Origin of the sequence: Paenibacillus sp. Soil724D2 (genome assembly GCF_001427935.1) — a bacterium.
Lineage (GTDB): Bacteria > Bacillota > Bacilli > Paenibacillales > NBRC-103111 > Paenibacillus_E.
Window position 1 is genome coordinate 214,351 of the sequence record NZ_LMRY01000012.1, and the last position, 23,897, is coordinate 238,247.

Below are 23,897 nucleotides of genomic sequence, written 5' to 3' on the forward strand. Positions count from 1 at the left end.
GATTGGTGCGAGAGGTTTTTTAGTTTACATATCGAATATAGTCAGGACGAACGTACTACCATAAATTGGGGGAAGATGCCATAATGAAACTTGAGAAAAATAATAAGCTCGTCATGATTGGTGATTCTGTTACGGATTGCGAACGATCAAGACCGATTGGTGAAGGATTATTCGGAGCTTTAGGTAAAGGCTATGTCTCTATCGTGGACGGGCTGATCAATGCAACGTATCCAGAGCTTCAAATTCGTACCGTTAATGTGGGTACCAGCGGTAATACGGTACTTGATCTCCAAGCCAGATGGCAAACGGATGTCATCGATTTGAAGCCGGACTGGTTATCTATCATGATCGGTATTAATGACGTTTGGAGGCATTTTGACGTACCGCATCAAAAGGAAAAACAAGTGGGCATTCAGACTTATGAAAAGACGTTAAGAGAGCTAGTCGAACAGACACGTCCTCTTGTCAAAGGGCTTGTACTGATGACACCCTTTTACATAGAGCCGAATCCGCAAGATGCCATGCGTTCCAAGATGGATCAATACGGAGCAATCGTGAAACAGATAGCCGAAGAAACGAGTTCCCTTTTCGTGGATACGCAAGCTGCCTTTGAACCTGTTCTACAGGCTTACTACCCAGCCTACATCGCTTGGGATCGTGTACATCCGAACAACGTAGGTCATACTATTTTAGCTAAAGCTTTTCTTAAAGCTATTGATTTTACTTGGAAATAAAGCGGAAAGCCTTAGACCTCTGGAAATAGTGGTCTAAGGCTTTTTTTTACGGAAAAATATGTCCTAACCTTAAAGCATTCTCCAGCAGCACGTAACGGGGTCCAACATGATCTAAAGTCAGGTAGGTATCCCCAGATACCCATTGTTGATAACCCAGAATGGCCAGCGGCAGCGTGACTTGACCATCATAGAGCTCGGTGACATAAGTTAATTTAGCCTGAGGGTTTAAAGTCTTTTGAAGTTCGCTCAGTTTGGTCACTGGAAGCGGTTTGCCCTGGACCCATGGGAGTCTGTCATAAGGATCAAAGGCGGGATATAACGCCGTTTGAGCTTTGCTCGTCAAATCGGTTGGTTCTGGCCGATCCTCAGTTATCCTCGGGGTAGGGTCCTCTTTGAGCGGAAGCAGCTCTCCGGATTTGGCATCCAAATAGTACGTTTGATCTTGCAAACTTATTTTCCATACAGCGGTTAGCTGGTCCATGTAAAGCCGGTCTAAAAGAATCGTTTTATTTTGAACAAAATCAGAGTAAGAAGTAGTAGTTGGAATGAGTTCCTGCTGTACCAAAGAACGATACAGCGTGGTCAAGCTGAATAGCGGATTGTTCCCCGTTCCGTACTCGGTTAATCGGAAGGAGCCGTTGTCCGTGGCATGTACGATCATATAGCCAACATCCTGTCCATGATCGGTGAGGATAACCACCCAACCATGGGTGCCTGGTCCGAGCGGATAACTGTTCCAAACTGCCGTCTGCCAGCGCTCAAACCCCGATTCCCGAGCGAGAGTTGTTCGCCAAGTGTTGATCGTAGCGGTCAAAGTGGATTCACTCCGCAAATCAGGTAATGGCTTCGTCTCTGTGTTACTAGCTATCGTTTCCCTTGCCGCCTGCGTATAGCTTGTCCGTTCTACGGAGTCGCCTGCAGAGGTTTGGAGCGGTATGAATAATAAACTGCTCACACTTATGAAGCAGGCCGCCGTCCATGTTGTCCACAGCTTCATCCTCGTTCACCTACCTATCGTTAACCTCTAGTGGTATGAACCTATTAACCTATTGTAATTCTTATGTCTTAAAAAGATTGTTAGAACCTGTAGTGTTAATTTTGCGATGTTTTAGCGACTAACGTCAGTTTCTGGGTCCTCGTCCGGCATTTAAATGAAACAAACCGCAATTGATGACAGATACGACAATACGCGGCTTGTGCTGCCAGTCAATCTCTTGCAGGCGGTTACGGCATTGGGTTTCAATTTCGTCTCTTTTGTCAGGCTCAGCGCTCAGCAGGAGACCGTTGTAATAAGCTTCCACACGATTAATTTCGCTGCGGTGCTGCTCGTTAGCTTCATCAGCCCAAGAATGATCATACGCACTGACCTTACGTTCGAGCATCATTTCAAGGGCATTAATGGCTTTAGGCAGTGAAATCGTGTCAGGCAAAATGTGACTATTCGCAGGAAGCTTCGGAGAGAGGCTCTTGGTAAGCATATGTTTATGAAAATGTTCCCGAATTTCACCGCTATTCAGATGAATAGCGAGAGAGTGAATCTCGCTTCGTTTGCGGTCGCAAGCAAGCTCTACCTTGTAGTTCACGCAGAACCAAGTGTCATAGACAAGCGCAGCGTGATAGGTAGCGCTCATTGGGAATGGTTCCTCAAACAAATGAACGAATCGTCCTCGTTCACGGACAATGTTGAACATTTGTTCCAGACGCCTACTGCCGAAGGTTACTTCGTCCTGCGGAAGCCGCTGGGATATGACTGTCGTAGGTACGAAGCCGAAATAGCGGCCAAGAATGCTGTCTGAGTTTGCGTCAGGTGGCTGGGGGACTTGGTTCTGACCTTGCCCTTGGCTCTGGCCCAGGCCCTGGCTGGGCGCTCCCGCGTTAGGCGGGCTTTTGACAGCTGTTGCGGTGGTCTTCGCTTTAGTCTCCAGCTTCATCTGTTCAGGATCGAAGATGAACTTATAGGTCATCGTTTCGGCTGCAGCCCCTGTACGTTCTACGAAGCTCCAATAATAAGGGCGGCCTGTCATCTCTCTATCTGCTTCAGGAGAGAGCTTTGCAGTGACGTAAGTAGGTGATTTCTCTAGAATCGTGCAATTATATGCTTCAAGAAAGCGCATGACGAACGTGTGAATGTTGCGTTTATTCATGGCCTTACCTCGATATTTTGCGTCCCGCCAACAGCATCAAGAATGCCTTGGAAGGCTGCCCCGTATACCGGATTTTGTTCAATCTCTGATTTAACCTCGATAAACGAATGACCTAGCTCATCGATCTTTCTGCGTATATCTTCGCTAGAGCCAGCCTCCATGACCATGCGGAACAACGATGTTTCGAGGGAGCCTTTTTTCTCGATTTTCTCTAGGATCGTATCGAGTTGACCGATAACCAGCTCAAACATATTGATTTTCTCATGCAGCAAAGAAAGAATATGCTCCTCAATCGTGTTTCTGGTAGAAAGGTTATAGATGTTGACATCATGCGTTTGCCCGAGTCGATGTACACGACCAATTCGCTGTTCCACACGCATTGGGTTCCAAGGCAGATCGAAATTAATCATGTTATGGCAAAATTGGAGGTTAATCCCTTCGCCGCCAGCCTCTGTAGCGACAAGGACTTGTACTCGATTACGGAATAAATCCATCATCCAATCTTTTTTACCGCGATTCATACCGCCTCGATAAGGGACAGCTGTTATTTTATGCTCTTTCAAATAATTGAGAAGATATTCTTGAGAAGCGCGGTATTCGGTGAAAATGATGACTTTATCATTAATATCTTGTACGAGCTTCATCGTGGTCTCTGCTTTGGTGTTCGCTTTAATACTGCGAATCAGCTCAACTAGCTCCCATATTTTGGCGCGTTGCGGCGAGTCCTCGGCTGTTTTCTTGAACAAATTGACGAGCGTGATGAACACGGCATCACGGGAACTGCAGACTTCGCGCTGCAGAGTGATAAGCGAGAGTACACTGCTGAGATCTCCAGCGCTCTCTTGGTACCTGGTTCGAACGAAATTCGTTACCCCATCGTAGAGTGCCTGTTCATCATGGGAGAGCGTGAGAGGAATGTTCCTAACAACCCTTTTCGTATAATGAACGCCGCCGTCGCCGCGACGATTGCGAATCATAACTTTGGAAAGCTCCTGTTGAAGCTGACCTTCGTTTTTAGGTGTCCTTTTGCCAACCACATAGTTGGTTTTGAAGTTGCTATGAATCCCTAGTTGACCTGGTTTGAGCAGGGTGATGAGGTTGAATAGCTCTTTCAGGTCGTTCTGCACCGGCGTGGCAGTGAGCAGCAGACAATATTTTTTTCGCAGCTCGTTCACGAAAGTATAATTGGTCGTTTTTTTATTTTTGAGCTTGTGGGCTTCGTCGACGATTAGCATGTCATATTCAAGACCCATGACAATTTCACGATGCGGATCACGTTTGGCGGTGTCCATGGAGGCCACAATGACGTCGCTTTGTTTCCACATATAGGCTTTTTTATGAGCAACAGCTGGAATGCCGAATTTGCTATTCAATTCCCGGACCCATTGCAGCACAAGGGAAGCGGGTACGAGGATAAGTGTTTTGCGGACCAAGCCGCGGATCATGTATTCTTTTAAAATCAAACCAGCCTCAATCGTTTTCCCAAGCCCAACTTCATCGGCCAAAATAGCCCGACCACGCATCTCATTAAGCACACGTTTCGCCGTATCAATCTGATGAGCCATAGGTTCAAGCTGCCCTAGATGAACGAGGCACTGCATCTCGTCAAACGTCGAAATAAGCCCCGATTCTTCCGATTCGTAGGCTAGCTGGTACAGTGTCCAATCGTCCCATGGACCACCTCCGCGCACACGATTGTCCAGCTCAGTAAACCAGTCCCTCTCAAAGTGCATATCAAGCTGATTATGAATGGGGCGAATGTTCTCTTGCTGTTCATGTTGACGCATCGATGTGCCCTCCTAAGAGTTTTCGTTAGAAAACTAACTTCGTAAGCGTGTACTGAGTTCGTAAAAAAATGACTTTGCAGGCATGAGCTGAGCTTTCGTAGAAAATTGAGAATGGAACAATACTGGGTTTCAGAGTCGTGAAATGGCTCCAAGCTCACCAGATTTGCGTCGATTACGTGTTAGTATGTCCAGAAGAGGCGCTTTCATAACTTTTCCATGGAAGTTGTCGTGAACTGTTTCGTAGTAAAAATGTCCACCAAGTGGCGCGAAACCTGAAATGCTGTAAAAGGTACATTAATTCAGCCTGCAGCAGCGTATTTCTGATTTGAAAGATATGCTGCAAAAAGTGCAGCTAATCTGGCAATTACTGCTCGTTTCGAGCTAGAACTGTACTCGATCTGAATTTCATTAGCAAGTTGTGGCATTCAACCGTCACCAACATCGTAAGCATGTACGATTATATGATATGATATAGGTTGTCTTCGGATAGCAAAGTGGGAAGGGTGACAGAAAGAGATGACGACATGGCGTTTTATACATACAGGAGATCGATCTCCTGCTGAAAATATGGCATTAGATGAAGCAATACTGACCGCCCATAGTGAAGGGCTCGTTCCTCCTACGGTACGTTTCTACGGATGGAATCCGGCAACGCTGTCGATTGGCTATTTCCAAAAGGCGTCGGAAGTTGATCAGGAAGCGGTAGCAAATGAGGGAATTGGCTTCGTAAGGCGTCCAACCGGGGGGAGAGCCGTTCTACACGATAAGGAGCTGACATATAGCATTATCGTTGCCGAGGACTATCCGGGCATTCCGCGAAATGTGACCGAAGCTTATCGCGTGCTGAGCGAGGGGCTTTTGCAAGGATTTCGTGCGCTTGGTCTGGGCGCAGAAATGGTCCAGCTCGCGAGTGATGAGGAGAAGGAGAAGTACGCATCCGCTGGATCAGCTGCCTGCTTCGATTCCCCCTCATGGTATGAGCTGGTTGTTGAGGGACGTAAAGTCGCCGGCAGCGCACAGGTTCGGCAAAAAAATGTCGTGCTGCAGCACGGCTCCATCCTGCTCGACATGGATACCGATCAGCTATTTCGCATGCTGCGTTTCTCCAACGAGAAGGTTGCGGATCGAATGAAGACGAGCTTTTTGAAGAAAGCTGTGGCAATTAATGAGCTGCTTCGGGCGCAAGGAAAAGAGGCTGTAACGCTCAGACAGGTGGAGGATGCGTTTCGTCGTGAGATCGCACGGGGTCTTGGTGTGGAGCTTGTGGAGGAATCGTTGACACCTTATGAGATTGAGCTTTCTGAGCATCTTGTGCGTGAAAAATATGGCACGGATGAGTGGAATTTGCGTCGTTAAGCGAAAGCGCAAAAAAGCACGGACCTTTCTAGGAAAGGAGCGTGCTTTTTTTTACTGTGCAAAAGTACGTTCAAACTCACTTTGCAGAGTACGAGTAATCGGACCTGGCGCACCATGTCCAATTGCTTTGCCATCAATCTGTAAGATAGGTGTAATTTCCACGGTAGTTCCCGTGATAAAAGCTTCATCAGCCATAAGAAGCTTCTCCGTCGTAAAGGATTCTTCTTTCACTGTGATATTTAGTGAGTGAGCTAATCTCAAAACGACAGCCCGAGTGATTCCATGAAGGATCAAATGGTTAGCTGGGTGCGTGTAAAGTACGCCATCTTTGATCATCATCAAATTAGAGGCGCTGCATTCGGTGACAGTACCGCTGCGATGGAGCACGACTTCTTGCACCCCGTGATCGAGCGCTGCTTGTTTGGCCATGACATTTGGGAGAAGATTGAGCGTTTTGAGATCACATCTCAGCCAGCGGATATCCTCTAATGTGATTGCGTTAATGCCATTATGTATCGTGGCAATGGGTCTGCGCACCTCTGTGCAGTAGGCCAGCAGAATGGGCACAGCTTGTGCAGGGAACGGATGTGCCCGAGGAGCTTCGCCTCTCGTGATTTGCATATAAACAGTGCCTTCATTGAGATCATTCATTTCAATAAGCTGTGTGAGTATATGACCCATTTTTTCAATAGTAAAAGGTAGTTCTATCCGCACTTCACTTGCGGTTCTTTGGAGTCTCTGCATGTGAGCAGCTTGCTCGTAAATTTTCCCGTTATATACCCGGAATACTTCATATATCCCATCTCCAAAGTAGTAGCCACGATCATCTGGTGAAATAAGAACGTCCTTCTTGTTGACGAAATCATTTTTAAAGAAATAAATATCCAACATCTCCTCAAGCGTTTTCTTATGAAAGTAGTACTGAAATCATTTTCCACATTTTAAAAAATCTATTTATCGAACAAATGTTCTAAAAATAAGTGAAATGTGATATCCTATATATAGGTTAGCAGAGGAATTAACGATCGTCAAAACGAGCTGTATAGCCTATCTCATCTTGTTTGGTTGACTGATTAAATTTGGTTATTCTGACCATGAAAAAGAGAGAATTAGTAAGTAAGGATTAGCTAATATGATTAAGGGTTGTCTTAATAACGAATTTTGGTTCTTTAGCTATTAGAAGATCAATATATAGTGAGGTATAATGAATTTCGCACACCACATATTGTAATTTTACATAAACTTCATAAAGTAACTTTAATTTTAGTTGTAGCTGAGTATGTAGCTTATTGGGAGGGAATTATGGATGGGGATTGTACAGTCTAATAAGAAGCTGGATGGATTAAGCGAGAAAATATTTTTGGATCGTTATGCACTCAAAAATGCGGATACGAGTTTGGCCAAGGTGGGCGATACCGTACTCGTTTTAACGAAGGATGACCCTAAATTCCCAGCCAAAGAAGTTGGCGAAATTATCAGTCGAAATGGCAATACCGTCAAAGTAAAGACAAGAAGTGGTGAGACTGTTGAATCCGCAGTGGAAAAGCTCACTTTAAATATTGAGAAGACACCAGAAGAAATGTGGGACCGTTTGGCAGGTGCAATGGCATCGGTAGAGGCAACCCCTGAGAAACGCAAAGAATGGACTGATAAATTCAGATATATTCTTGATGATTGGAAGCTTGTACCAGGCGGACGTATTGCTGCTGGTGCTGATGCAAGTGATGAACTGACCCTATTTAACTGCTATGTCATCCCGTCTCCACACGATAGCCGAGGCGGAATTATGAGCACACTCTCGGAAATGACAGAAATTATGTCACGCGGCGGTGGAGTTGGTATCAATCTTTCTTCCCTTCGCCCACGCCGATCTGTTGTGAAAGGTGTTAATGGATCATCCAGCGGCGCTGTTTCTTGGGGTGGTTTGTTCAGCTATACAACAGGCTTAATTGAACAAGGCGGCAGCCGTCGCGGAGCACTTATGCTCATGATTAACGACTGGCACCCTGATCTTGAGGATTTCATCACTGTTAAGTCAACGATGGGTCAAATCACGAATGCAAATTTATCCGTTTGTGTAAGCAATGCATTTATGAAAGCCGTTAAGGAAGATCTCGAGTGGGAGCTTGTTTTCCCGGATACGACGGACCCTGATTATAACGATAAATGGGATGGCAACTTAGATGCTTGGAAAAAGCTTGGTAAATCCGTCAAGCCTTATCGCACTGTAAGAGCACGTGATGTTTGGCATACAATCATTGAGTCTGCTTGGAAGTCAGCTGAGCCAGGTGTTGTATTCTTGGAATACTACAACCAAATGTCCAACAGTTGGTACTTCAATCCGATTATTTGTACGAATCCATGCGGGGAACAGGGGCTTCCGGCTTGGGGTGTTTGCAACTTATCTGCTATTAATCTATCTAAGTTTTATGACGTGGAGAAGCACGACGTGGATTGGGCAGATTTGGCCAAAGTGGTCCGTTATTCGACTCGCTTTCTTGATAATGTTATCGATAAGACACCCTATCATTTTGAAGAAAATCGTACGAATCAACAAGGCGAGCGCCGCGTAGGTTTAGGTACTATGGGCCTTGCTGAACTGATGATTAAATTGAAAATTCGGTACGGAAGTCCGGAATCCTTGGTGTTTTTGGACAAAATCTATGGCTTTATGGCTAGGGAAGCTTATCTGGCATCGGCTGAAATTGCTGGTGAAAAAGGGTCTTTCAAAGAATTTATTGAAGATAAGTTCCTCGAGAGCGGCTTTATGAAAAACATGACGAAAGTATTCCCTGAAGTTGGCGAAGCGATTAAGCAGAATGGCATGCGCAATGTAACCGTAATTACCCAAGCGCCTACTGGAAGTACGGGGACAATGGTGGGTACATCGACAGGCATTGAGCCATACTTTGCTTTTGAATATTACCGACAAAGCCGTCTTGGGTTTGATAAACAGTATGTGCCGATCGCACAGGAGTGGACAGATGCGAATCCGGGTCAAGAGCTGCCGGATTACTTCGTAACCTCCATGACATTGACTGCGGAAGATCATATCCGGGCGCAAGCTGCGATTCAAACATGGGTAGACAGCTCGATCTCCAAAACAGCGAATTGTCCGGCAGATTTCACCGTGGAAGAGACGAAACGCTTGTATGAATTGGCTTTTGATCTAGGTTGTAAGGGTGTAACCATCTACCGTGATGGCAGCCGTGATGTGCAAGTATTGAGTACAAGCGCGGAGAAAAAAGAAGAGAAGAAAGCAGAGGCGGCTCCAGTGGCTGTTGCCGCGGAAGCTGTGAAAGAAGAAGAGAGCTTTACTAATCTATCAGGCAAACTAGCTGTAGATGTGGATGCGAAGACGGAGCAAGTATTCGATAAACAATACAAACGCCGCCCGCAAATTCTACGAGGTGCAACGTATAAAGTGAATACACCATTCGGGATGGCGTATATCACGATTAATGATATGAACGGTACGCCGAGTGAAATCTTCCTCAACGTAGGAAAAGCAGGCTCCGACGTGTTCGCAATGTCCGAAGCACTCGGTCGCGTGTGCTCCTTGTTCCTGCGTTATGGCGATCACGGCGATAAAGTGAAGCTGCTCGTGAAGCACTTGAAAGGCATTGGCGGCTCTGGCGCCATTGGCTTCGGCAACAACCGCGTCGAGTCCATCGCGGACGCGGTTGCGAAAGCGCTCGAGCAGCACGACGAAGTGATGAACGAGCAAGACGACGCGCGGAACTACGTGACCGCGACGAGTGAAGTGCTGGATGCGCCAGCACCTGCACCGGTAGTGGCCGCGGGGCACACGGGTCATGGAAGTAGCGCGGCTAGTGCTGCGCCGAAGGACCTGTGCCCGTCGTGTGGATCCGCTTCGCTGGTGAACAGCGAAGGGTGTAAGAATTGCGTCAACTGCGGGTACAGCAGGTGTTCTTAGGATTGAGCCAGGGCGGAAGCCCTGGTTTTTTTTGTGAGCTGTAGCTTGAAATGTCGGTGATTGGTGTCGACCGTCGAGCAGATTGATATAGCAGTCAAAACGGCTGAGACAAAAATCTAAGCAAATACCTATAATATCAAGGGCTGTTTCATAAATATTGAGACAGCCTCATTTTCATCATATTTTCCCCGCGAAATCGTTTCAAAAAGGTTGAGATATAATATTTCATATATAATGAGACATTGTAATCCTTCATGTAGTTTTGAAAAACGGGAATAAAGATTGAAAGTAAAAAGCTCGCAAACCCGTACAAGAAGTGGGTTGATTTAATATAGATTGGAAAAACCTATAAAGTAGAACATGTGTTCTCAAATATTGGAACCCCCTAGAAATTCTAGAGTCTGCAAAATTTTAAATTTAAAGCTGAAAGTTTGCATAGTGCTGATGAAAATTTTCGGAAATTGGAAAAGGTTTGCATTAAATTTTCAAGAAAGTTGAAGGATTAATAAGACAAAAGACTGCAAAGCTAAAATGTTTTGCAGTCTTTTTGTGTCATAGGTTCAATTAATTGTACATTTTTAACTTCCTTATCATTTATTAATTCCACTTAATGATAGGTGTTCGTGAAAAATAAAGTTGGCATCTGAAGCCCGCCGGAACTCGACGTGGTATTAGTGCATTTTTAAGCGATTTATTCGATTGATGTTTAAAGACTTAAGCCTTTATAAAAAATACTGACTCGGTTTATTTTGTGTACTGTAAGTTCACATTTTAATAATTAAAAGTTTACTATTTACAACAAGCCTTGTTAGGTATATAATCAAATCACAGCCGCTGGAACAATGTGGTATACCATAAATGAAAGGACGTATGCGAAATGGAAGACTACAGGATGTATGTAATTGGAGGACTCCCCAAAGGGTTACCTGTTGAGTGGTGCAGACAGGAGAAAATGGAGGTGCTGCAGATCTTAGAAGGTAACTCGGATCGACAATGGTATCAGTCCAGAGTCATTAGCGCTCATGTGAAGCCGATCGGTCGTATTAAAGTAATCATCCCTGAAGGTCCAGATCTTCCCGATGCTGTTCTGGACGCCTGCTTAGCTTTTTACCCTAGCTTCTTCACCGAATGCCCAACTCTTCCAATAGTTCAAAAGAAATTGCAAAACGCGACCCGCTTGGACTTTGACCTTGATTTAGAAGCGATACCGCCTGAGTGGAGCATGCTCCGAGAAGAAGCGCGCCCGGTATTTGACCGCTTGGATGTGTATGAGATTAAGGTTAAGAAGGTCAGCAATCGGAATGAATGGTTTTTTTAAACGATGGAAAAGTGTGTGACAAGTACACATTATATGAATTATAATGAATAAACAAGAATACTGGGGATGGTGAAAATAAATGAGGTTTCCAATTACAAATAATGCTGACAAAGATCTCTGGACCGTGTTTGATATCCTTCGAGGTATGGGTGATTCTACAGCAGTCCGGAATTTTGTATTTTCAACCGCCGCGTTAAAGTTTTTGTCTGAAAATCCGGAACTTGGATTCCAGGTTCCTCCTGAGGCACATTGGAACCAAGTGATGAAGCATGGCATCGATTTTGGTCGTACGTTATCCCGAGCTTTTCAGGCTCTTGAGTTTGAGAATACCAGTCTTCAAGGTGTGTTCGAAGTCTATGACTTCTCCAAGGTAATCGATCACGTAAGCTTATTTAAGGCTGCAGAATATCTGGATCGATACTCCTTTGCGTTGAAAGATCAGAACGACCCGGATCCACTCTCTGGTACGGTTGCACTCTTCGCGGAACGGTTATTCGCACTGGCGATTGATCGTGAAGGAGTTCGTGGGGGGGAAGTAAGCTCCCCTCCGGGGATCAGCCGACTTCTTCCGCAGCTGGTTGATGTAACGAGAGGAACAGTATATGACGGGGTATCCGGAATCAATGACTTTTTGGTCGAATTGTACCGATACGCCAAAAGTAAAGGTGGAAACTTGCGACTATTTGGTCAAGAAATTCATCATGAGACGTGGTCGCTTGGAATTATCAATCTTATCTTTCATGGTTTATACCCTCACGATGCTGATGTGCAAAGAGGTAACACCATCACAGATCCAGCATGGCTGGAGAACGGGTCATTGATGCAATTTGATGCGATCGCAATGAATCCCCCGTTTGGTTTAAGTAACTGGGGATACGAAGTGGCGGAAAAGGATGTCTACGGTCGTTTTCGTTATGGTCTTCCAAGCAGGTCACACGGGGATATGGCGTTCGTGCTTCATACGCTGGCATCACTTCGAGAAGAAGGTAAAGCAGCAATCGTTGTGCCGCACGGCGTCTTATTCAGGGGGGCTGCAGATGCCAAAATCCGTGGGGAACTGATCAAAGCTAACATGATTGAAGCTGTTATTGCGCTTCCCGGTAATTTATTTGTCGGAACCGGTATTCCTGTTGCCATACTGATCCTAAATAAGAAGAAAGACGACTCACTGCGAAATCAAGTGTTCTTCATTAAGGCAGATGAAGGCTTCGAAAAAATTTCCCGGAGCCGTAATGACCTCCGTGAGAGTGATATCGTGAAAATTGTGGATGTCTATCGGAACAAGAAGGTGGAGGAGAACTACAGTAAGTTTGTAAACATCGAAGAACTTGCAGAAAACGAATGGAGTTTGACACCGTTAAGGTACTTTGAACGAATTGAAGTGTCCACTAAATTCGGTACCGTGGAAATTGACCGGTCTCAATACGAGCGACTGGAAATCCAAAGAGTCCGTTTGAGTGAAGTGGCGGAAATCACAAGGGGATTTGTTCCTCCGAAGGAAACGGAAGGGGAAGATGCTTCACACCTTCTTGTTAATCTTAGTAATGTCCAGGACGGAAGAATTGTCCCCGAAGAATTGGCAGGCATAAAATTGGATTTGAAGAAGGCTAAGCAGTACGAACTCGAGTCTGGAGATATCCTATTATCTAGCCGCGGCACTTCAATTAAAATAGTGACCGTACCAGATGATCTCGTTATTTATGATAAGCCGCTCGCTTTTTCCCAGAACTTCCTTCGGATTCGGGTTCTTTCACAGCGAGTTGATCCACTCTATGTCAAAGCGTTTCTTGATAGTCCGTTAGGTCAATTTTATCTCGAAGCGCTCCAGACTGGAACCATCAATGTGTCTCTAAGCAATAAGGACGTTGGTAATATCGAGATTCCACTGCTTCCTCTAGATGACCAGCGGTCCATAGGCAAAGCTATCCAAGATGCCGATCTGGAACAGGAGGAGACGATTACAGCCGCTACCAAGCGCCGGAACGAAGCATACCTCGAAACGTATAGCAAGATGGGCATTGCCGGAACATTCCGGATCGTGGATTAATGGAAGTCCCCTTTTGGGGCGCACTGGAAAATAGTTGAATCTACTTCCCGTGTTAGAGGACAAAGTGCAGTCCGTAACGAAACTATAATCTTATCTAAATGGAGGGTTTAAATCTATGCTAACAGGTGAATTTCGAAATAAAGTGGATGCGCTGTGGGAACTATTTTGGACAGGTGGGGTTACTAATCCCCTCTCAGTAATCGAGCAAATCACGTATCTTCTCTTCATGAAGCAACTTGACGAGCAGCAGACCAAGTTGGAGAAAATGGCACGCATGATGGGCAAAAAGCTTGAGAACCCAGTATTCTCGGATGCCGATGCTGATCTGCGTTGGTCGAACTTTAAAAATAAACCGGATGCCGATAAAATGTTTTCCATCGTTAGAGATGGTGCGTTCTCTCACATGAAGAAAATCGGTGGTGAAGGATCCAAGTTTGCGAAGCATCTGGAGAATGCGGTTTTTATCATCCCGACTACTCAGTTACTTCAGCGGGTCGTCACGTCGATTGATAATCTCTTATCCGAGATGTCGGAAAAAAACAAGGATACAATGGGGGACCTCTATGAGTACCTCCTGTCAAAACTTTCAACGTCAGGCACAAATGGTCAGTTCCGTACGCCGCGACACATTATCCGTATGATGGTGGAACTCATGCAACCAACGCTGGGGGATAAAATCGTGGACCCGGCAGCTGGCACAGCTGGCTTCCCCGTTGCTGCTGCGGAGTATGTAAGTGAGCATTACAAGAACGAATTGTTCGTCAAAGCCGGAAACGAAACGCTTGCAGAGCACTTCAAAAAATCGATGTTCTATGGTTTCGACACTGATCAAACGATGCTCCGAATTGCGAGCATGAACCTAATGCTTCACGGCATTGATGATCCAAACATGGTATATAAGGACTCACTTTCCAAGGACAACTTGGAAAAGGAAGCCTACACGCTCGTTCTCGCGAATCCGCCATTTAAAGGCTCGCTTGATGAAAGTCAGGTTGCTCCGAACCTTCTCGCCAAGGTCAAAACGAAGAAAACAGAGATTTTGTTCCTTGCGCTGATGCTTCGATTACTTAAAAATGGCGGTCGCTGTGCCGTTGTTGTACCAGACGGTGTTATTTTCGGTTCGTCTGGTGCACACGTTGGAATCCGCAAGGAAATCATCGATAATCATAAGCTTGAGGCGATCATTTCCATGCCATCCGGCGTCTTCAAGCCCTACGCTGGGGTATCTACGGCGATCATGATTTTCCAAAAAACCAGCATCGGCGGCACGGATCAAGTGTGGTTCTACGACATGACCGCAGACGGATACTCACTCGATGACCACCGGCGCGAGCTGAATCTGGATAAACACGAAGAGAACAACATTCCCGATATCATTACACGTTTTCATAATAGAGAGGCAGAAAAGGAAAGAGCCCGTACCGAGCAGTCGTTCTTTGTAAATGTAGAAGAGATCCGTGAAAAAAAATATGATCTTAGCATCAACCGCTACAAGGAGCAGATTCACGAAGAAGTGAGCTATGTACCACCGAAACAGATCCTGCAGGATATTGCGGAACTCGAGGAGGAAATAGCGGAAGGCGTGCGCAGACTGGAGGCGATGTTGGGGTGATTTGGAGAAAAGTTAAGCTTGAAGATATTGCTGAAATAAATCCGAGGACAGACATTAGTAAATTGAATGAAGATTCTATCGTATCGGTTTTACCCATGTCGTTCATTTCTGAGGAAGGTAAGATTATTCAGAGTAACACAAGTAAATTATCAGAAGTTACAAAGGGTCTAACAAGTTTTTCTGAATACGATGTCTTGTTAGCTAAGATAACTCCTTGTATGGAGAATGGAAAACGAGCTATTGCAAGAGGTCTTGAAAATGGGGTTGGTTTTGGTTCTACGGAATTTCATGTCCTGCGAGCTAAAGAACAAGTATTGCCAGAGTTCATCTATTTTTACATTGGACAAAAGAGTTTTCGCAAAGAAGCAGAATTAAATATGACTGGAAGTGCGGGGCAAAAACGCGTTCCCACAAATTTTCTAAAAAACAAGATCCTTATGCTGCCTTCACTTGACATCCAAAACAAAATAGTTGCTGCCCTCAATGAAGCCAACGAGCTCATCCAGAGGAGAAAAGAAGTGATCGCGAAGCTCGATGAGTTGATCCAATCAATTTTCTTGGATATGTTTGGAGATCCATTGACGAATCCTAAAGGATGGAAGACCACTTATTTGGAGAATGTAGTATTACTCCAAAGGGGATTTGACCTTCCCGTTTCAGAAAGAGATGCTTCTGGTACAATTGAGGTTTGGGGTTCGAATGGAATCCTTGGTTACCATTCGGAAAGTAAAATTAAAGGCGGAGGGCTGATAACGGGCAGGTCTGGTTCGATAGGAAATGTTTATTATACTTTAAATGATTTTTGGGCATTAAATACAACTCTTTTTTCAAAAGAATCGTATGGAAATGACATCATTTATCTAACATATTTATTGAGAATGTTTAAACTGGACCGTTTTTTTAATGGTACTGGTGTCCCTACACTTAATAGAAATATAATTCATAAAGAGGAAATTTACGATATTCCTCTAGATTTACAAAAAAGGTTTTCTAGCATCGTTACAGAGATTGATGCTCAGAAAAAACTAATGGAACAGCAACTAAGAATGCTCGAGGAAAACTTCCAATCCCTCCTACATCAAGCGTTTTCCGGACAGCTTCAACTTCAATCGGAAGGTGAGATCTATGCCGCTAAATGTTGATTTTCTCAACAATTTTCCGCAGTGGCAAACACTTCATGACTACGCATCCGAAGCGGAAAAAAACGTCTATTCAAATCCCCGTACGTCGCTTTTCTACTGCCGGGCAGCCCTCGAGAGGGCTGTTCGGTGGATGTATGCGACCGACGGATACCTAGAGTACCCCGACAAAGAAAAGCCTACGCTGAGCGACCTCATACATACGGCATCGTTTCAGGAAACGATAGCGGTTGGTCTGTTCCAGCCGATCAAGCTCATTATTAGAGTTGGCAATCTCGCGGTGCATGACGACTCGCCGCTTTCCAAAAGTGAATCCTCGATCATCTTCGAGCATCTGTTCACCTTCCTGAATTGGCTGCAGGACTATTATTGGGATGCGCCACTCGAAGGTCTTGCCTTCAAGTCCGAACTGATTCCAACCGCCGTCGCGGCAAGCACCGAATCGATCGAGCAGCTACGGATCCTCGAAGGTAAACTTGAAAAGCAGGAAGAGCGCATCCAGAAGCTTGAAGCAGAAAATACCGAGCTCCGTAAACAGCTCGCGCAAATACCGCGGAAACAAAAGCCGCCGATCACTATGACGCCGGAAAACGAAGCAAGAACAAGGCAGCTCATTATTGATGTGATGCTCCGCGAAGCCGAATGGGATCCGCACGGTGAAAACGTACGTGAGTATGAAGTTGCCGGCATGCCAAACCATTCCGGTCTCGGTTACTGCGATTATGTGCTGTGGTCTGACGCGAACCTGCCGCTTGCTGTGATCGAAGCAAAAAAAACAACGGTGAGCGCAGAAACGGGCAAAAACCAAGCGGTAGGGTATGCGAAATCGCTTGAGGACCGGTACGGACAGCGTCCGATTGTATTCTATACGAACGGGTATGAGACGTGGATGTGGGATGAAGCATTTTATCCGCCGCGTCGCGTGGCTTCGTTTTATTCTAAGGCGGATTTGGAATGGGCTATCCAGAAACGGACCGAACGCAAAGATACGCGCGACTTCAAGGTAAATCCAGCGATTGCTGGGCGATCCTATCAGATCGAAGCCATCAAACGAGTGTCTGAACGTTACGGTAAAGGTCACCGGAAAGCGCTGCTGGTAATGGCGACCGGCACCGGAAAAACGCGGACAGCTATCGCGCTTGTTGATTTTCTCAAAAGCGCCGGGTGGGTCCGAAACGCATTATTTCTCGCCGATCGTATCGAACTCGTAGACCAGGCATGCGGAGAGTTTAAAAAACACCTGCCGACGGTGACCACCTGTAATCTTCTCGAAGATAAAGAAGATGACTCCGCGCGGCTCTATTTTTCGACCTACAAAACGCTGCTCAATTTGATCCGTCCTGGCGTTACACCGAAATTCAGCACCGGATTCTTTGATTTGATCATCATCGATGAGGCACACCGCTCGATCTACTCGAAGTTCCGCCTGCTCTTCCAATATTTTGATTCGATTTTGCTGGGACTCACGGCAACGCCGAAATCCGATGTCGACCATGACACCTATCAGTTTTTCCAGATGCCGCCAGGCGTTCCGACGTTCGCCTACGAATATGAAAAGGCGATTGGGGATAAGAACCTGGTGCCGGTAAAACCAGTGAAAATGCCAACCAAGTTTACACGGGATGGCATCGACCCGGATCAGCTGACGGCGGAAGAGCGAGCTGATTATGAAGCGAACGTGACACCACTTGCCAAAGGTAAGAAGAAAATTGCAGCTAGTGATATCAATCAATTCCTGTACAACCGGGATACGATCCGAAAGGTCCTAGAAGGTCTATTCAAGCACGGCATTAAGGTTGCCGGAGGCGATCGACTCGGAAAAACCATTATTTTTGCTCGCAACCAAAAACATGCGAAACTCATTGTCGAAGTATTCGATGAACTGAATCCGCAGTACCGCGGCAAATTTGCACTCGAAATCTCTGATGGCGTAAAGGGAGCAAAAGGACTGATCAAGGATTTCAAAAACCCAGAAGGCAATCCGCATATTGCGGTGTCTGTTGACATGCTTGATACCGGTATCGACGTGCCTGAAGTTGTGAACTTGGTTTTGTTCAAGCCGGTATTTTCACTCTCAAAGTTTTGGCAGATGATTGGTCGAGGTACACGGCTCCGCGAAGATCTGTTTGGTCCTGGATTTCATAAAACGCATGCGCTTCTTTTTGACGTATGCGGAAACGTCGATGCATTTAAAGACCTCGGCAATCCCGCGGATCCGCCTTCGGGTCAGATCCCGCTGACAGAACAATTATTTCGAGAGCGCGTGCTGCTGGTTCAGGATCTTCAGATGGCGGGTAACGATTATCAAGACCTGCGCAAGGAACTGGTTTCAGGACTTGTCAGCCAGCTAGCGCATATCGATGAGCACTACTTCGCGGTTCGCCCTCATTTGCCGGTTCTGCTGCGATATCGCGATTCAGCCCAGTGGGAGTTCCTCGATGATCGTGCGGTGCTGGATTTAACCAAGACGATGGCGCCGCTGATGTATGATGAGGAGCCGGAGGACAAAAAAAGAGTCGACTTGTTACATGTGCAGCTGCAACGTGGTCGCCTTGGAGTAGCGGTTCATCAGCTGTCATCCAAGCAGAAAAAACTGCAGAGTATTGCCGAGCGTCTTCTCAAGAAAAATGTTCAACAAGTGACTCAGCACGTCGACATGCTTAGAGCCATTCGTGACCTGCATTTCTTCGAGCGTACGTCAGCCATTGAGCTACATGAAATCCGCAAAATTATCCGTGAACTCATTCGGCTGCTGGATCATGAAGAAAAGGATATCGTTCATACCGATTTTCAGGATCAGCTTGGCAATATTTCCTTTGAAGAAGACTTACCGGTCTCTGCTGATTTCACGGATTATCGGGAATACATCAGCCAGTTCGTCCGTCAGCACCAGGATCACGTCGCGATCCAGCGTCTCCGGCGGAACAAACCGATTACGATGCTGGATATTGAAGCGTTTACCGCAGTGCTCGAAGTAGAAAAACCCGGAACAAAAGAACAGTTTAATGAGCTGTTCGTTTCAGGCAGCGAAAGTTCGTTTGGACTGTTTGTACGTAGCCTGCTCGGGTTAGAACGGGAAGCGGCACTAGAACTGTTCGCCGAATTGCTTCAAAAGACCGATTTAAACGCAAACCAGATTACGTTTATCCATATGATCATCGATTATCTTTGCGAAAACGGCGTACTGGAGCCAGCGAAGTTACTACAGGAACCATTTGTCCGAATGCACAAGGACGGCGTTTTTGGACTCTTCGAAGAGAAGATTGTGGATAGTATCGTGAAAATCGTAAACTCAATTGACGAGACCGCGAAGATCAAGACGGGGTAGATTGATGAACCTTGTCGTGTGTTGACCTAAAAAAATGAGCCTGGCAGGTGTACCTAGCTGCCGAGCTCTTTTTTTAATTTTCTCTCGATGGACGTGTCTTTACAATTACACGTACGATATGGAAGTTTACTAGCAACGAGACGGGGAAAAACTTAACTAGACGAGTAATATATATTGACCGGCGCTGCCACTCGGTAGTTTTAGGGGGATGCGGATGTGGCATTTCCCTATTTTTATGCTATTGCATGTAAGTTTTAACACGACACTTAACTTCGACAACATTCTCAAAACCTAATAGGTACAATATAACATAAAGGAGACCGACTTCGTTTGAGATTTGACTAGTCAATTGATTTATTTTGTTAAGTATTGTTGCCGCTTTCAAGGTATTAGGTTAGGTTGATCCTATACTTTTAATTTTGGCGAATTTTTGCGTGATTTTAACTACATTAGCGCTAGAAAAGGAGTGTTCTATGGAATATACGGTTGAACAAAGAAAAGCAATTTCAGTGATCGAAGAAAATTTGCAAATCATAGCCGGAGCTGGAAGTGGAAAAACGGCTGTGGTCGCCCAACGAGCGATCAATATTTTAAAACAAAAACCTCACATAAAACCGGGAAATTTGGTGGCAATCACCTTTACCGATAAAGCAGGAGAAGAAATTAAATCTCGTATTCTTCGTCTTGCTCAAGAACAAATAGGCGACATTCAAGGAATGTCGGAACTATATGCGGGTACGTTTCACGGATTTTGTTTACAATTATTACAGGAATACGTGGTTACATATCAAAAGTATAGTGTTCTAGATACTATAAAAAACAAAATTTTTATCGATAAAAACTATGAAAAAAGTGGGATGCCCCTTGTGATCAAGGTGCGTAATGGCTTAGGTGCAGGAGAGACTCCTATGCGTATTTATATTGACACAGATAAGTATATGGGGCTCCTGAGCGTTCTTCGTGAAAGTGAATTAGAAAGCGCCTTACCACCTCATTTGCAACAAGCCCTAGTAGAGTATGAAACACTCATGCATGAACACGCGTATTTTGATTTTACGATGATTATGAATGAGACGTTAAAACTTCTGAAAAATGATAAAGATTTTTTTGACAAAGCAACTCAAAGGGTAAGATATCTCACGATCGACGAATATCAAGACACCAATCCGATTCAGGAAAAGCTCCTCCAAATTTTCCACAGCGCGGGTACAAATATCTGCGTCGTTGGAGATGACGATCAAACCTTATATCAATGGAGGGGAAGCGATATCGACAATATCTTAACCTTCGATAAACGCTACAATGTTCAAAATGTGGCTTATTTGATGGACAATTTTCGCTCCAGCAAAGGTATCGTTGAGTTATCGCACGGTGTAATCCAAAACAACCAAGAACGAAAAGAGAAACAAATGATCCCCCAGAGCGATAAACAATACGAAAAGGGGGATATGGTTTATAAAGAGTTCGAAGAAGAAGAGGAAGAGTATCAGTTTATAGCTGATCGTATTTTAGATTTACATGAAATGGGTCTTCCCTTTTCAGAAATAGCTGTTCTATTGAGGGTAAAAAAACTAGGCAAAGGAATCATGCGTACGTTGCAAAGGAATCAAATTCCTTTTGTCATTGAAGGTGTCAACGAATTATTTGAAACTGAAGAAATCGGAGCGATAAAAGCCACATTCGATTATTTAAATGGTTTCAATAAGAAACACATTGGCAACAGAGTAAGCAAGCAAGAAGTTATACAGGCATGGCTTTCTATCGATTATCCTCTTGAATCGCAAAACATTGAAAGAGCTATTACACGGCTCGAATATTGGAAGCCTGAGAATTTTAAGTTCTATCACGAGTACATTATCCAAAAGATCTATCAGGAGTTCCTAGATCTTTTGGAGCTTAAAGAGGTTGAAGGCGTCAACGAAAATCGTTTAGAAATAATATTGTACAATCTTGGTAAGTTCAGTCAAGCCATCCACGATTTCGAAACCATTTACTATCGAACAGTTGCTGAAAATAAGCTGAAATACTTTTGTAAATTTTTAGAACACACAGCTGGCGGTTATTACCCAGAGGGGCATCTACAAAATGCTTACATTCAGCCTGACGCGGTTAGAATCATGACAATTCATCAATCCAAGGGACTGGAATTTGGAGCTGTATTTATTCCAGGGCTTTGCAAAAACATTTTCCCTGCTCAAAAAATAGGGGGACTTTCAATGTGGCACTTTATCCCTTTTGGGCTTGTGAGAAATGAAAATCGTTATTCAAGCGGAGACCTTGAAAGTGAACGAAGACTTTTTTATGTAGCCGCGACTCGTTCAAAAAAATTTTTATTTTTAACACGCGCAAAATATAAAGAAATTTACAAGGGGAAAAATAGTATTGTTTCTCCATTTTTGGTGGAATCCAAACACTCAGGGTATATTTTCGAATATGATGATCATGTTCAAAAAGATTATAGGATAAGACCTAAGCTTTCCTGGAATGGAGCAAAAGATTTACCTATAGTTCTTAATTTTTCGGTGCTCAAAGATTTTTACAATTGCTCATACAGATTCAAACTGTCTTTCTTCTATGGGTTCGTTCAGCCCATCGAACCTGCGATGGGATATGGTAAAAGTGTGCATAACATGATCTATGAAATCCACAAACGGGCAGCGGCTAAAGAAGATCTTGGTGGACAGGTGCTTGAAAAAATATTAAGTCGGCACTTCCATCTTCCCTACGCGAACGAACAAATGAAGATTAATATGAGGCAAAAAGCAGAGAAGACCATTAGTGAATATATAGGGAAAAATGGCAAAGACTTTGACCGCATTGTATTCGTTGAAAAAGAAATTGAAATCGCTATTGGAGAGGGAGTCCGCGTCACTGGTCGAATTGACCTTGTGAAACGAAAGGAAGTTGACGATAATGAACAGACATATATCGTCGATTTTAAGACTGAAATACGTTCACTTAGCGAGGATGTAGGCGTAGAGCAATTAAAAATATACGCATTAGGATATAAGGAATTAACTGGAGAAAATGCTGACTTTATTGAAGTGTACAATTTGGATAATCAGGAGCCAAACAGAAAACGCATTTTACAAGATGATCTTGCCGCAACCAAGGACATAATTTTACATGCCGCAGGTGAAATACGAAATAACCGTCTTGAAAAAGTGTGTGAAAAAAACAAATGTACCTCCTGCTACTTAAATTATCTGTGCTTATCTCGGGAGAAAAAGCGCGAATACGAAATTTCTCCAGTTGCCATTTAGTATGCAGGAAAAGATAAGAAGGAAGCCCGTTATAATGGGCTTCCTTCTTATCTTTATGCCCTGCACCGGTGATGAATAGGTCAAGGTAAAGTGTTTGGGAAAAATTTGAAGGACTTGGTAATGGTAATCAGGGGACTTGAAGAATATAGCAAACTAAAATTATCTCGATCTTAATTAATAAACGAAACAGAGTTAGGATAAAAGGATTGAAATTTAAAAGCAGACGCCAAAGAGAGAAAATGAGAGATCAGATCTTATTGCATCGTAAGTTACGTTTAAAGGTAATCTTTATTTAAATAAATTAGCTAATTGATATCTTACTGCGTAGAATACATGACAAACCATTATGCAGGTAATAAAAAATAAAGGCAGCGATCCCCTATGAAACAGGGCTCGCTGCCTTTATTTTTCACTACTTAAAGTTAGAACTCATATAACTTTTTCAATCGTAGTGATTTTTTTCTTCTGAGAAGCTTTTTTGCAAACAATAAATCATCTTGGCTGCTGTTGCCGAAGCTTTCGAGTCTTTTAATACGTGCTTCTATTGATTGAATGTCAAGTTCCAGAACCTTTAATGATTTATCAAAATCAACATTTGATATAATCTCAAAGTAATAATTTTCCAACTGCTTTTCATTCCAACCAGACTTAGCTTCCATGAACCAACGTGGATATTTCTTCAAAACCAAAAACCCCTCTCAAAATGGAAATGCTGATGATATCAGCATTTCCATTTTGAGGAAAAATTATACACAAAGCAGCAAAAAAAATATGCTGATCGGTTACATTAATGGAAATCGACTTTTTCATCGTCGTCGAATTGTTGGAGTTGTCACTTAACCTAGGATAAAAGTCTCGCGTAAGGTATACATTTCTTGCAGGAACTTTAATTTACCTATGAAATTACGGAATCATCTCTGAATAAATGAGCGTTTAGCCACTTTTCAATATCGTGAATTGTAGTGGTGGCTTTTTTTACATTACTATTTAGCAAAACAAAAAATTCGATGTCATAAAGGTTCAATTTAATATCCACTACTTGATCAAAATAAGTGATTTGGAAGTGATACCTGTGGATATTTTCAAACTTTGCGCCTCGTTTTTCTACTTTTTTGCCTAACTGTAGGATTTGTGAATAGATAGTGTGGCGTGAGAGTTTACATATCTTTTCTAATTTGTCCAATTACTTCTCCTCCTTCGTACTAACTTTATTTCCAATAAGTAAAAATTTT

General features: G+C 44.0%; 15 protein-coding genes. 9 read left to right on the top strand and 6 right to left on the bottom strand.

The window, feature by feature from the left end; genetic code table 11:
• The first annotated feature begins 83 nt into the window (after positions 1–83).
• The gene (locus ASG85_RS14100) at positions 84–734 is read left to right on the top strand and encodes an SGNH/GDSL hydrolase family protein (protein WP_057306873.1); all 651 of its coding nucleotides are present in this window, start codon (positions 84–86) and stop codon (positions 732–734) included.
• A gap of 46 nt (positions 735–780) precedes the next feature.
• Here the strand turns inward: ASG85_RS14100 and ASG85_RS14105 are convergent, their stop codons facing one another.
• The 3 genes from ASG85_RS14105 to ASG85_RS14115 all read right to left on the bottom strand — a co-directional run bounded on the left by ASG85_RS14105 (position 781) and on the right by ASG85_RS14115 (position 4,665).
• Positions 781–1,731 carry a hypothetical protein gene (locus ASG85_RS14105; protein WP_060646548.1) on the bottom strand — a complete coding sequence of 317 codons (951 nt, stop codon included), beginning with the start codon at positions 1,729–1,731 and terminating at the stop codon, positions 781–783.
• Positions 1,732–1,855: 124 nt separating this feature from the next.
• Entirely contained in the window at positions 1,856–2,878 is a 1,023-nt protein-coding gene (locus ASG85_RS14110) for a YqhG family protein (protein ID WP_057306871.1), read from the bottom strand.
• Positions 2,875–4,665 (bottom strand): DEAD/DEAH box helicase, encoded by a 1,791-nt coding sequence (locus ASG85_RS14115; protein WP_057306870.1) that lies wholly within the window; start codon positions 4,663–4,665, stop codon positions 2,875–2,877. Before ASG85_RS14115 ends, ASG85_RS14110 begins: the two co-directional genes overlap by 4 nt.
• 516 nt (positions 4,666–5,181) lie before the next feature.
• On the opposite strand from ASG85_RS14115, the gene ASG85_RS14120 reads away from it, so the two are divergent.
• Complete coding sequence (locus ASG85_RS14120) at positions 5,182–6,021, top strand: biotin/lipoate A/B protein ligase family protein (protein ID WP_057306869.1); 840 nt, start codon at positions 5,182–5,184, stop codon at positions 6,019–6,021.
• Between the two features lie 51 nt (positions 6,022–6,072).
• On the opposite strand, the gene dat is transcribed toward ASG85_RS14120, so the two are convergent.
• Positions 6,073–6,912, bottom strand: a complete 840-nt coding sequence (gene dat / locus ASG85_RS14125) for a D-amino-acid transaminase (protein ID WP_060646549.1) — start codon at positions 6,910–6,912, stop codon at positions 6,073–6,075.
• Positions 6,913–7,327: 415 nt separating this feature from the next.
• On the opposite strand from dat, the gene ASG85_RS14130 reads away from it, so the two are divergent.
• The 7 genes from ASG85_RS14130 (at position 7,328) to ASG85_RS14160 (ending at position 22,665) form a co-directional block, all read left to right on the top strand.
• A complete protein-coding gene (locus ASG85_RS14130; protein WP_060646550.1) occupies positions 7,328–9,958 on the top strand; it encodes an adenosylcobalamin-dependent ribonucleoside-diphosphate reductase in 2,631 nt (876 codons plus the stop codon).
• An 892-nt stretch (positions 9,959–10,850) separates the two neighbouring features.
• Positions 10,851–11,276, top strand: a complete 426-nt coding sequence (locus ASG85_RS14135) for a hypothetical protein (RefSeq protein WP_060646551.1) — start codon at positions 10,851–10,853, stop codon at positions 11,274–11,276.
• Between the two features lie 79 nt (positions 11,277–11,355).
• The gene (locus tag ASG85_RS14140) at positions 11,356–13,323 is read left to right on the top strand and encodes an N-6 DNA methylase (RefSeq protein WP_060646552.1); all 1,968 of its coding nucleotides are present in this window, start codon (positions 11,356–11,358) and stop codon (positions 13,321–13,323) included.
• 115 nt (positions 13,324–13,438) lie between these two features.
• A complete protein-coding gene (locus ASG85_RS14145) occupies positions 13,439–14,935 on the top strand; it encodes a type I restriction-modification system subunit M (protein WP_060646553.1) in 1,497 nt (498 codons plus the stop codon).
• Positions 14,932–16,077, top strand: coding sequence for a restriction endonuclease subunit S (locus ASG85_RS14150; RefSeq protein ID WP_060646554.1), 1,146 nt, complete (start codon positions 14,932–14,934; stop codon positions 16,075–16,077). The genes ASG85_RS14145 and ASG85_RS14150 overlap by 4 nt, the downstream gene beginning before the upstream one ends.
• Positions 16,061–19,402: a DEAD/DEAH box helicase family protein gene (locus tag ASG85_RS14155; RefSeq protein WP_060646555.1), complete on the top strand. Its 3,342-nt coding sequence runs from the start codon at positions 16,061–16,063 to the stop codon at positions 19,400–19,402. The genes ASG85_RS14150 and ASG85_RS14155 overlap by 17 nt, the downstream gene beginning before the upstream one ends.
• 473 nt (positions 19,403–19,875) lie before the next feature.
• Positions 19,876–22,665, top strand: a complete 2,790-nt coding sequence (locus tag ASG85_RS14160) for an ATP-dependent helicase (protein WP_060646556.1) — start codon at positions 19,876–19,878, stop codon at positions 22,663–22,665.
• 422 nt (positions 22,666–23,087) lie between these two features.
• On the opposite strand, the gene ASG85_RS14165 is transcribed toward ASG85_RS14160, so the two are convergent.
• Positions 23,088–23,348, bottom strand: coding sequence for a hypothetical protein (locus ASG85_RS14165; RefSeq protein ID WP_060646557.1), 261 nt, complete (start codon positions 23,346–23,348; stop codon positions 23,088–23,090).
• Positions 23,349–23,560: 212 nt separating this feature from the next.
• Positions 23,561–23,848 (bottom strand): hypothetical protein, encoded by a 288-nt coding sequence (locus tag ASG85_RS14170; protein ID WP_060646558.1) that lies wholly within the window; start codon positions 23,846–23,848, stop codon positions 23,561–23,563.
• Positions 23,849–23,897 lie beyond the last annotated feature (49 nt).

Coding starts and splice junctions, on each gene's coding strand:
- dat (WP_060646549.1), bottom strand. CDS start 6,912: ATGTTGGATATTTATTTCTTTAAAAATGATTTCGTCAACAAGAAGGAC.
- ASG85_RS14105 (WP_060646548.1), bottom strand. CDS start 1,731: ATGAAGCTGTGGACAACATGGACGGCGGCCTGCTTCATAAGTGTGAGC.
- ASG85_RS14155 (WP_060646555.1), top strand. CDS start 16,061: ATGCCGCTAAATGTTGATTTTCTCAACAATTTTCCGCAGTGGCAAACA.
- ASG85_RS14115 (WP_057306870.1), bottom strand. CDS start 4,665: ATGCGTCAACATGAACAGCAAGAGAACATTCGCCCCATTCATAATCAG.
- ASG85_RS14130 (WP_060646550.1), top strand. CDS start 7,328: ATGGGGATTGTACAGTCTAATAAGAAGCTGGATGGATTAAGCGAGAAA.
- ASG85_RS14120 (WP_057306869.1), top strand. CDS start 5,182: ATGACGACATGGCGTTTTATACATACAGGAGATCGATCTCCTGCTGAA.
- ASG85_RS14140 (WP_060646552.1), top strand. CDS start 11,356: ATGAGGTTTCCAATTACAAATAATGCTGACAAAGATCTCTGGACCGTG.
- ASG85_RS14135 (WP_060646551.1), top strand. CDS start 10,851: ATGTATGTAATTGGAGGACTCCCCAAAGGGTTACCTGTTGAGTGGTGC.
- ASG85_RS14145 (WP_060646553.1), top strand. CDS start 13,439: ATGCTAACAGGTGAATTTCGAAATAAAGTGGATGCGCTGTGGGAACTA.
- ASG85_RS14160 (WP_060646556.1), top strand. CDS start 19,876: ATGGAATATACGGTTGAACAAAGAAAAGCAATTTCAGTGATCGAAGAA.
- ASG85_RS14100 (WP_057306873.1), top strand. CDS start 84: ATGAAACTTGAGAAAAATAATAAGCTCGTCATGATTGGTGATTCTGTT.
- ASG85_RS14110 (WP_057306871.1), bottom strand. CDS start 2,878: ATGAATAAACGCAACATTCACACGTTCGTCATGCGCTTTCTTGAAGCA.